Below are 494 nucleotides of genomic sequence, written 5' to 3'. Positions count from 1 at the left end.
TTGCTTCCCTAGTCAACGGGTAGGCCAACGAAGTCAAAGAGGTTCTCGAAATGATAGAGTCAAGTGAATAAGTGCCTCAGGTGGATGCCTTGGCGATGATAGGCGACGAAGGCCGTGTAAGCCTGCGAAAAGCGTGGGGAAGCTGGCAATACAGCTATGATCCCGCGATGTCCGAATGGGGAAACCCACCTCTTAGGAGGTATCCTTATCTGAATACATAGGATAAGCGCAGCGAACCCGGAGAACTGAACCATCTAAGTACCCGGAGGAAAAGAAATCAACAGAGATTCCGCAAGTAGTGGCGAGCGAACGCGGAGGAGCCTGTACGTGATAACTGTTGAGATAGAAGAACAAGCTGGGAAGCTTGAACATAGTGGGTGATCGTCCCGTCTTCGAAATCTCAACATTGGTACTAAGAGTACGAAAAGTAGGGCGGGAAACGTGAAATCCTGTCTGAATATGGGGGGACCATCCTCCCAGGCTAAATACTCATC

Annotated in this window: 1 rRNA gene; it reads left to right on the top strand. The window is 49.8% G+C overall.

Going from position 1 to position 494, the window contains the following annotated elements:
* Nucleotides 1-57 precede the first annotated feature (57 nt).
* Nucleotides 58-494 (top strand): 23S ribosomal RNA (locus ACTHTY_RS11640); the annotation flags it as partial.

Source organism: Neisseria sp. P0019.S002 (assembly GCF_051957155.1).
Lineage (GTDB): Bacteria > Pseudomonadota > Gammaproteobacteria > Burkholderiales > Neisseriaceae > Neisseria > Neisseria perflava.
Note: the sequence above shows the minus strand (reverse complement) of the source record. Positions and strands in the feature narration are given on the sequence as shown.